At 38.0% G+C, this 9,666-nt stretch carries 9 protein-coding genes and 1 tRNA gene; 4 read left to right on the forward strand and 6 right to left on the reverse strand.

Annotation, left to right across the window (positions count from 1 at the left end):
- Window positions 1–212 precede the first annotated feature (212 nt).
- On the forward strand, window positions 213–1,049 hold the full coding sequence (locus tag AACU98_RS04280) for an HpcH/HpaI aldolase/citrate lyase family protein (RefSeq protein ID WP_161735604.1): 837 nt from the start codon (window positions 213–215) through the stop codon (window positions 1,047–1,049).
- 70 nt (window positions 1,050–1,119) lie between these two features.
- Here the strand turns inward: AACU98_RS04280 and AACU98_RS04285 are convergent, their stop codons facing one another.
- The 4 genes from AACU98_RS04285 to dnaQ form a co-directional block, all read right to left on the reverse strand.
- Entirely contained in the window at window positions 1,120–1,914 is a 795-nt protein-coding gene (locus tag AACU98_RS04285; protein WP_161735606.1) for an ABC transporter ATP-binding protein, read from the reverse strand.
- The gene (locus tag AACU98_RS04290; RefSeq protein ID WP_231098488.1) at window positions 1,914–2,894 is read right to left on the reverse strand and encodes a FecCD family ABC transporter permease; all 981 of its coding nucleotides are present in this window, start codon (window positions 2,892–2,894) and stop codon (window positions 1,914–1,916) included. Before AACU98_RS04290 ends, AACU98_RS04285 begins: the two co-directional genes overlap by 1 nt.
- A gap of 521 nt (window positions 2,895–3,415) precedes the next feature.
- A tRNA-Asp gene (locus AACU98_RS04295) sits at window positions 3,416–3,492 on the reverse strand.
- A 122-nt stretch (window positions 3,493–3,614) separates the two neighbouring features.
- On the reverse strand, window positions 3,615–4,373 hold the full coding sequence (gene dnaQ, locus AACU98_RS04300; protein WP_012367515.1) for a DNA polymerase III subunit epsilon: 759 nt from the start codon (window positions 4,371–4,373) through the stop codon (window positions 3,615–3,617).
- Between the two features lie 65 nt (window positions 4,374–4,438).
- On the opposite strand from dnaQ, the gene rnhA reads away from it, so the two are divergent.
- Entirely contained in the window at window positions 4,439–4,918 is a 480-nt protein-coding gene (gene rnhA / locus AACU98_RS04305; protein ID WP_004244975.1) for a ribonuclease HI, read from the forward strand.
- A gap of 24 nt (window positions 4,919–4,942) precedes the next feature.
- Here rnhA and AACU98_RS04310 read toward each other — a convergent pair whose 3' ends face one another.
- Window positions 4,943–5,656, reverse strand: a complete 714-nt coding sequence (locus tag AACU98_RS04310) for a class I SAM-dependent methyltransferase (RefSeq protein ID WP_004247298.1) — start codon at window positions 5,654–5,656, stop codon at window positions 4,943–4,945.
- 37 nt (window positions 5,657–5,693) lie between these two features.
- Here AACU98_RS04310 and gloB point away from each other — a divergent pair, with 37 nt between their 5' ends.
- Both gloB and mltD read left to right on the forward strand, forming a co-directional pair.
- Window positions 5,694–6,449, forward strand: a complete 756-nt coding sequence (gloB, locus tag AACU98_RS04315) for a hydroxyacylglutathione hydrolase (protein WP_004252479.1) — start codon at window positions 5,694–5,696, stop codon at window positions 6,447–6,449.
- A 73-nt stretch (window positions 6,450–6,522) separates the two neighbouring features.
- Window positions 6,523–7,857: a murein transglycosylase D gene (gene mltD / locus AACU98_RS04320; RefSeq protein ID WP_004247297.1), complete on the forward strand. Its 1,335-nt coding sequence runs from the start codon at window positions 6,523–6,525 to the stop codon at window positions 7,855–7,857.
- Between the two features lie 88 nt (window positions 7,858–7,945).
- Here mltD and AACU98_RS04325 read toward each other — a convergent pair whose 3' ends face one another.
- On the reverse strand, window positions 7,946–9,583 hold the full coding sequence (locus AACU98_RS04325; protein WP_017827400.1) for an alpha-keto acid decarboxylase family protein: 1,638 nt from the start codon (window positions 9,581–9,583) through the stop codon (window positions 7,946–7,948).
- Window positions 9,584–9,666 lie beyond the last annotated feature (83 nt).

Raw genomic sequence — 9,666 nt, forward strand, 5'->3', positions numbered from 1 at the left:
TTTCTCCCAAAGAAATAAGGCTTAAACAATTAATTTAAATTTATCTATCTTGGGGGGTTACTTAACCTTTTTTTACTTTTTCAAGCGTCTTGAAAAAGGTTGATGAGTAAGCTACCATCAGAAAATGACGATGTAAATAATAATCAATCTCATTCTCATAATTATTCGTTTTTATGTAAGATACATTATATTTATTACTAAGGTAGGTAAATATGAACGAAGAGATTAGCTATCTGTTTGTCCCTGCTAATAAAAAAGTTATGATTTCCAAAGCGTTAACTTATGGTGCAAATGCGATCATTCTTGATCTTGAAGATGCGGTTCATCCTGATGAAAAACCGCTCGGACGTGACAATATTCAAAATTGGCTAACGACAATAAATAACACCATCGTTAACACCAGTATATATATCAGAATAAATCATCCTAAAGAGAAAGAATTTAAAAACGATGTTGATCTATTAAATTCATTAAATGAAACGCTAATGACAGGAGTAATGATCCCAAAACTGGAAGATGTGGAAATACTTTCCTATATAAAATCAAAACTTCATCTGGCTATATCAAAGCAACCATTTATAGGCATTATAGAAACAGCGCGTGGAGTGCACCATTGTGAAGAGATTGCCAATAGTGGTGTAACGAGATTAGCATTCGGCTCATTAGATTACTCACTAGATATTGATTGCCAACAAACAGCAGAAGCGTTGCTATACGCAAGAAGCCGAATCGTTATCGCTTCACGCATTGCCAACCTTATCTCCCCTATTGACTGTGTCACCCCTGAATTTTGCACACCTAATACATTATTAATGGATGCCAACCATGCTCGCGCTCTTGGATTTGGCGCTAAACTCTGTATTCATCCAGATCAAATAGATACTGTTAATAAGGCATTTAAACCTACTGAGGAAAAAATTAAATGGGCGCAAGAAGTGGTTAAGCAATCAACAGCCAGTTATGCTTTTCAGATTAATGGGGAGATGATTGATTTACCTTTAATAAAACAAGCCACGCGTATTATCAATGGTAAATATAAACCAAATTGAATCTATCAAAGACCACCCAAATAAGTATAGTCATCATATCAAATACAATTATTTGAGTGGTTTAAAAATGCTATATATCATTTATCCTCCCATCAATTAATACCTGTGGATGGCCTCTAGAGCATCGTTCAATACGGGCGCTAACGCGATAAACATCGGCGAGTATTTCTGGTGTGATCACCTCAGTTGGTAAACCATTGGCAACTAACTCCCCATTTTTAAGCATTAATACATGCTCTCCATGGCGTAATGCAATATTAATATCGTGAACAACAACCACAGTAATCATATTACGTTTCTTGGTTTCTCTCGCGATTAATTCCATCACATGAAACTGATAATTAAGATCAAGTGCGCTAAGTGGTTCATCTAGCAATAATAAACTTGGTCGTCGAATTAGTGATTGAGCAAGCCCCACCAATTGTTTTTGCCCACCGGATAACTCATCAAGATATCGCATAGCTAAATGTGAAATTCCCAGTTGTTCTAATAGATCTATAACTTCATCATTCGCTGAATGAGAACGATGTTCACCTAAAGCTCGTCTTGCAACCAGAATTGACTCCAAGACACTCAAATGAACACCCGCAGGTAGAGTTTGTGGCAAATAAACCACCTGCTCTGCTCGTTTAGAAAAAGAGAGGGAGAGTAATTCATCATCACCAAGAAAAAGCTTTCCTTGTGCGCTATTAAGCCCAGCAAGCGCCCTTAACAATGTCGATTTACCACTGCCATTAGGCCCCAAAAGAACAGTAATTTTCCCTCGTGGAAGCAGTGAGACCGTTAATTCTTTAATGATTTCTCGCTTCGAATATCCCGTAGAAAACTTTTCAATACGCAACCCAGCATTCAATCCCGTGTTCATTATATTCTCCCGCGATGACGCAAAATGATACTAACAAAGAAAGGGATACCCACAAGAGAAGTCACAATTCCCACCGGAATAATCACACCAGATAAAAGGTTTTTGGAGACTAAAGAAGCTATCGATAATACCAATGCACCAATAAGGGCACTTGCGGGCAAATAAAAACGATGATCTTCGCCAAAAGTCATCCGAGCAATATGAGGAGCGACTAATCCAATAAAACCTATTGGGCCAACAAATGCCACCGCCAAGGCAGAAATGATGCTAATACGAAGTAATGTTGTTAGGCGTAAGCGTCTGACGTTGATCCCAAAGCTCATCGCACGATCTTCCCCTAGACGAAGTGCCGTCAGTTTCCAAGCATTCATCAATGACAAGGGGAAGATAATCACTAATACAACCAATAAAATGTATAACTTATCCCACGATGCCCGATTAAGGCTACCCATTGTCCAGAACACTAATCCCTGAAGCGTATCTTCGTTAGCGATAAATTGCATAATGGAAACGGCAGCATTAAAAGTAAACACTAACGCTATGCCAAAGAGAATAATTCCAGAGGTAGAAACTCGCATCCAACGTGAGATAAAGTCCAGTAACAACGTTGCCAGTAATGCGAAAATAAACGCATTAACTGAAATAAACCACTGAGCAGGAACCCCCGGAATACCAATCCCTAAAACAATCGCTAAAGCAGCACCAAAAGCAGCGGCAGAAGAGACGCCAAGCGTAAAGGGACTTGCCAGCGGGTTATTGAGTATAGTTTGCATTTCAGCACCCGCTAACCCGAGTGACATTCCAACGATAACCGCCATAAGGGAGTAAGGTAGCCTGATATCCCACACAATAACCCGAGTACCAGCATCGGCAATTTCTGGCGATATTAGTGTATTCCACAGTTCAGTCAGCGATAATCCTGAAGGCCCTAAAGTAAAATCAAGGATCAAAACGCTACATAACACGCCCCCTAATATCATTAAGTAAAAGAAACGACGAAGTATCTGTCGCTGATATTCCTTCACTACCTTTGCTTTTGTTGTTTTACTTGAGTGTTGTTTAGACGCTCTATTTTCGCTCATTGAATGTTAGCCTGTTAGTCACCCCACGCTAGGTATAAGCGATATTATAGCAAGCCAATACGAATTAAAACTATAACGATAATAGTTACCATTATCGATAACAAGATATAATAGGTAAAATAAAGCTACCAATTAATATGAATTGCTCTTATTTAATAGCAAATAATAGTGGCGTTATAAATGGAGGTAGAAAACAGAGACAAAAGTAATAAACTTAGATATCTGTAATAGAAGACGTGAGTGTCGACAGAATACTGAGTTAATGAGTTAATGAGTTAATGAGTTAATGAGTTAATGAGTTAATGAGTTAATGAGTTAATGATACTATTTTTATTTTAGGCAAAAAAAACCGCATCAGCATAAAGCGATACGGTTTCTAATTATTTTGATGTCAGTTAATACATCAAAACGATAAATTCTGGCGGAACGGACGGGACTCGAACCCGCGACCCCCTGCGTGACAGGCAGGTATTCTAACCAACTGAACTACCGCTCCGCGTATCCTTTCGGACGAGATGAATATTACGAATCTCTTACCTTGTCGTCAACTATTTTTCTAACAAAAAGATGCGTTTGGATAGTTTTTAATCTCAACACTCTATTTATATCACTTTACCTTTATGCAGTTTCATCATTCGAAGCAGGAGCTGGACGCCATAAACAGTGGCCTCCTTTTTTCACCACTAAATCTAACCGAGCTTCGTGCGCAACTAACTCTTCTGCAGAGGCTTTTATTACTCTTAATCCACGCACTGGTCGTACAATACGTTGTATATCATCCCCTTTTTGCTCTTCGTTCGATTCACCTTCCATTGAAAAAGCTAATGCGGTTTGCCCACCGGTCATAGCTAAGTAAACATCAGCGAGGATCTCGGCATCTAATAATGCGCCGTGCAGTGTTCGTTTGGAGTTATCAATTAAATATCTGTCACATAACGCATCTAGATTATTGCGTTTGCCAGGAAATAACTCCCTTGCCATAGCAAGGCTATCGGTTATTTGGCAAAAAGTTTCTGTGAGAGGAATATCACGGTTAAGCTTCTGAAACTCATAATCCATAAAGCCGATATCAAACGAGGCGTTATGGATAATTAATTCTGCACCACGAATATACGCTAAAAACTCATCTGCTATTTCTGCAAATGAAGGACAATCCTCTAAAAATTCGTCACTGATCCCGTGAACTTCAAAAGCTTCAGGATCAACCAATCTTTCTGGTTTTATATAAACATGGAAATTTCGCCCAGTTAAGCGACGATTGATAACCTCAACGGCACCAATTTCAATGATATTATGGCCTTCATAGTGAACGCCCAGTTTGTTCATACCGGTTGTTTCGGTATCTAGTACAATTTGTCGTGTGATTGGAGTGCTCATAATCCGTTTTTATGTCAGACTTAGGGTTAATTTTTCGTATTACTTAAAAAGGATAAGTCGCCTTTATGCACAAGCAGGTAGAAATATTCACCGATGGTTCATGTTTAGGCAACCCAGGTCCTGGTGGTTATGGTGCAATTTTACGCTACCAACAGCATGAAAAAACCCTTAGTGAAGGTTTTTTTATGACCACCAATAACCGCATGGAACTCCTTGCTGCTATCGTAGCATTAGAAGCGTTAAAATTCCCTTGTAAAATTACACTGACTACGGATAGCCAGTATGTCAGACAGGGAATTACCAAGTGGATACATAGTTGGAAAAAACGCCAATGGCGTAAAGCAGATAAAAGCCCTGTGCTGAATGTTGATTTATGGAAGCGTCTTGATAAAGCCATTGAGCGTCATGAAATTGAATGGCATTGGGTTAAAGGTCATGCAGGCCATGACGAAAATGAACGTTGTGATGAACTGGCCAAAGCGGCCGCGCAATCTCCCACAAAAGAAGATACTGGCTATCTAGAAAGTCAACAAGATAAAACCTGAGAGTAATAACGGCAGATAGTGATATTAATCAGGTCGATTACGTGTAGCGCCTAAAACTCTGCCTTTTACACTCATACGCGGTAATGCAAACTTCATCGCGGTGGGTGTTAAAGGAAGCGTTCTTTTACGCGCTAATATTAAATTTAAACATCCCCCGACATGATAGCGCTTACCATCACGTTTTACGGGACGGGAAAATGGCATAATCTGGAAGTTCTGTTGTGTTATCACTTCATAATTAAGCACACTTAGCCAATCAACTTGGCGACGAAGTGAAAACATCCGACAATAATAGGGCTGTTTATGCCGTAAAATAGGCGTACATTTTCCTATACCTAATAGGCTGATAGGATTAAAACTTGATAGGATGATCCAACCGTCATCCACTAATACACGATCGGCTTCTCTTAATAACCAATGAGGGTCTGCACTGTAATCTAAAACATGAGCCATAAGACAGACATCAACCGATTTATTTTCAAATGGCAGATAATTGAGAGACGCCATAACATCTGTGTTTATCGTCGTTGTAGTCACGTTAACTTGATGTGAGACCATACTGGATTTAGTATCGAGTTCAGCACTAAGTTGACCTAATTTAAGCATATGAAAACCGTATATTTTCGGCCACCAATTTTGTAATCGCAATTCAATTGCCATGCGGTAATATTCTCCCCAAGGAATATTACGCCAAGAGCTTGGCATACAAATTGGTTTTCCCGAACGCGCTGCTTTCATCGTTTAACCCTTTTATATTTATAAGTAAGGTAACTTTATGGAGCTTATCAGAATTCCCGCTTTATCCGATAACTACATTTGGCTATTAAGTAATGAAAATAGTGAATGTGTGATTGTCGATCCTTCCCAAGCCAAACCGGTTATAGACATCATCTCACAACGTTCATTAACACCTGTCGCTATTTTGTTAACTCATCACCACGAAGATCATGTCGGTGGTGTTGCTGGGTTGGTTAGTAAATATCCTAACATTGAGGTTTTTGGTCCACAAGAAACACAAACTAAAGGCGCTAATAAAATTATTCATGATCAAGAGCACATTATTGTTGATTCTTTTTCTTTTTTAGTCATCGGAACACCAGGCCATACATTAGGTCATGTCGCCTACTATAGCGAACCTTATTTATTTTGCGGTGACACGCTATTTTCCGGCGGTTGCGGACGTTTATTTGAAGGTAGTGCACAACAAATGTTTAGCTCATTACAAAAGTTAATGGCATTACCTGATAACACCTTAATTTGTTGTGCCCATGAGTATACATTAGCTAACTTGACCTTTGCGCACCATATTATGCCAAAAAATCCTGATATTACCGATTATTTAAACAAAGTTACTGAAATGCGCCATCATTTGCAACCAACAGTGCCGATAACACTGAAAAATGAAAAGAATATTAATCTTTTTCTAAAATCTGACGATATTGATTTACAAAGAATTTTAGGTATAACTTCTAATACTTATGCTCCAATAAAGACATTTACAAAATTAAGAGAATTAAAAGACAACTTTTAGTTCCTATCGGTTGTTTTATTTGGGAACACTAGTATTATTTAGGGCAAAAAACACACAGGACTAATTTTCGAACATGAAGACAAAAGTGATTTTGTTCTCTATATTGCTATTGGCGGGTTGCCAGCAATCTAAGAGCATAAAACCCGATTTGTCTGCGATAACACCCACATCTTTAGGGACTTCAACTTCTTACCAACCACAATATGATATAAAAACCAATTTGTGGGGTTATGTAGTAAGTGAATTAAAAATGGATATCCCTGACAATGAAAGGATTTCGCAGCAAGAAACTTATTTTTTAAATAATCCAAAACATATACAAACCGTTGCATTACGTGCAGAGCCTTATATGTATTGGATTATTGAGGAAATAGAAAAACGTAATCTACCGATGGAGCTTGCACTGGTTCCGGTGGTGGAAAGTGCGTTTAATCCTCATGTCACCTCTTCAGCTAAAGCGGCGGGCTTATGGCAATTTGTCCCTGTCACAGCTAATTATTATGGTCTAGCACAAAATCAATGGTATGACGGTCGCCGTGATGTTGTCGCTTCTACTAATGCAGCCTTAGATTTGCTTGAGCGCCTTTACATTATGTTTGATAGCGACTGGCCTTTAGCATTAGCCGCTTACAATGCGGGCGAAGGTCGTGTTATGCAAGCGATAAAAGCTAATGAGAGCAAAAACCTACCTACCGATTACTGGTCACTTTCATTACCCAAAGAGACCATGAATTATGTGCCTAAAATTCTCGCCTTAAGTAAAGTTATCCGTGACAATGAAGCCGATATCACTTTCCCGAAAAGTAACTATCGCGATAAATCATTAGCCGCAATTGATATTGGCGAACAGATAACATTAAGCAAAGTCGCTGAACTTAGCCAATTACCTATTACAACCGTAAAAGACTATAACCCTGGCTATAAGCGCGGGATCACCGCACCAAATGGCCCTCATGTTATTTTACTTCCTCGTAATAAACTTGCGCAGTTCCAAAATGCGTTTGCTGACGAAGCGATTTTAAAGACCATCCGTTTAGCAGTAGCTAAAGCCAATCAGTCGATTAAGCAAGAAGGCATTTATAAAGTCCGCTCCGGTGATTCATTTTATGCCATTGCTCGACGTTATAATATGAGCGTAAAAGAGCTACAACGACTCAATGGATTAAGTGCAAAGAGTACCCTATTAGTTGGGCAAACATTAAAAATTCATAATGCAGGTAGTGTGAACAATCGTCCGACAGGCAAACCAACCGGCGCTTCACCAAGTTACTATAAAGTTCGTCAAGGTGACTCTTATTACAGTATTGCTCGTCGTCACAATATTAATCTTAAGCAATTAATGAGCTGGAATGCTGATATCAAGATGTTAAAACCGGGAACGCAATTAACGCTTTACTTAAAAAAATAGTTTTTAGCGCCTTGATAAACAGTTAACGCCATCTAACTATCGAGCGGATAGTTAGATGGCTGTTTACTTTATAACATTTTAATACCCATCATTTATACTGATTAAGCAACGCAATAAATTCACTGATTGGCTCCGAATAGTCATGTTTATCCATATCAAGTTCAACAAGGCACAGTTTATCTTGATGCACTTTTAATAAAGGTAATACGGTTTCTAACGCTTCTAGACTATCCACTTTCACACTATAAGCATCACAATTAAATAGCTCAGGTAACTGTGAGTAATTCCAGTTTTGGATATCATTAAAGGTATCTTTAGGCCCGTAAAAGATCTTTTCAAATGCGTAACCTTGATTATTAACAATAAAAATAACGGGATTGAGTTTTAAGCGTAATAAAGTAGAAAGCTCTTGTGCAGTCATCTGAAATGCACCATCACCAATAACAACAAAGGCACGTCCTTGGTTTTCTAATGCAAGAGTAACACCTAATGCGGCGGGTAAAGTATAACCAATGGATGCCCAAATATTACTGACCACTAATTGACTGTTACCAGAAAATATATGATTAACAGCACATAAAAAAGCATTACCTGCTTCAGCAAGAATAACCGAATTATCATCAAGGACTTTATCTAACAGAAGAGGAATAGAATCTATTTTTATCAGTCCTTGCCAATCAGGCGGTACTATTTTTTGCGGTAGTAACGCTATGTTGTGGGGATAAATATAGTCAAGGGCTAATAAGGCGTTAGGCATATCGAGTAAAAAAACGCCATAAATCTTCTCTTCCTCTATTAAGCTATAAGTATCATAAAATTGATAGCAATTTTGTGTGGGAACGTCGAAGGTAAATCCCGCTGTATTAACTTCATCCCAACTCACCCCAAGACTAATAATTAAATCAGAATTTATAATATAATCTAAACCTTGTGGATTAGATAATTCACCAAATAATATTCCACCATACTGTTGACGCCCTTCATCAACAACCCCTTTACTTCCCCATACAGTAAAAAACGGCAGATTAGTTTTTTCTAATAAATTCTCAACTTGTTTTCTTAATTGGTAACGTGATACTTGTTCGCCAATAATAATACATGGTGATTTTGATTGCTTAATTTTATTTTCAAGAAGAGTAATAACTTTATTTAAATCGTCGGGATTACTTTGAGGTAATGTTAATTGTAATGGTAACTTTGGTTTATTAACTTTCATCACACCGACATCCTCTGGTATTAATAAATAAACCGGATATCGATAACGCCACAATGTTTCTAATACTCTATCAATTTCTTCCGTCGCATTGTGATATGTTAATACAGCCGTTGTTTTTGAAATATGGCGATACATTTTTTCAAAGGCATCAAACCTACCCGTCGCTAAACAATGATGTAATGTTTTTCCTTTCTCTTGCTTTGACTGAGAAGGCGCGCCAACAATATGAATAATGGGAACCTGCTCTGCAAATGCACCAGCAACACCATTTATCGCACTTAACTCCCCCACTCCATAGGTTGTACACAGAGCAGAAAAACCTTTGATCCGTGCGTATCCTTCACAAGCATATGATGCATTTAATTCATTACATGCGCCTACCCATTGAATATCTTTATCATTATCAACAACACCAATAAAAGGTAAATTATAATCGCCGGGAACACCAAAAATAGTTTTAATTTCTAACTCTTTTAATCTTACTAATAAATAATCTAAAACTGTAATCATAACCTGTACCTACTATTTTTATTAGAATAAAGAATGAAATTAAAGTATAGGTACAATTTGTTTTTTTTCTAATTTGATAAAAT

It is taken from the genome of Proteus sp. G4380, assembly GCF_963885725.1.
In the GTDB taxonomy this organism is placed as follows: Bacteria; Pseudomonadota; Gammaproteobacteria; order Enterobacterales; family Enterobacteriaceae; genus Proteus; species Proteus mirabilis.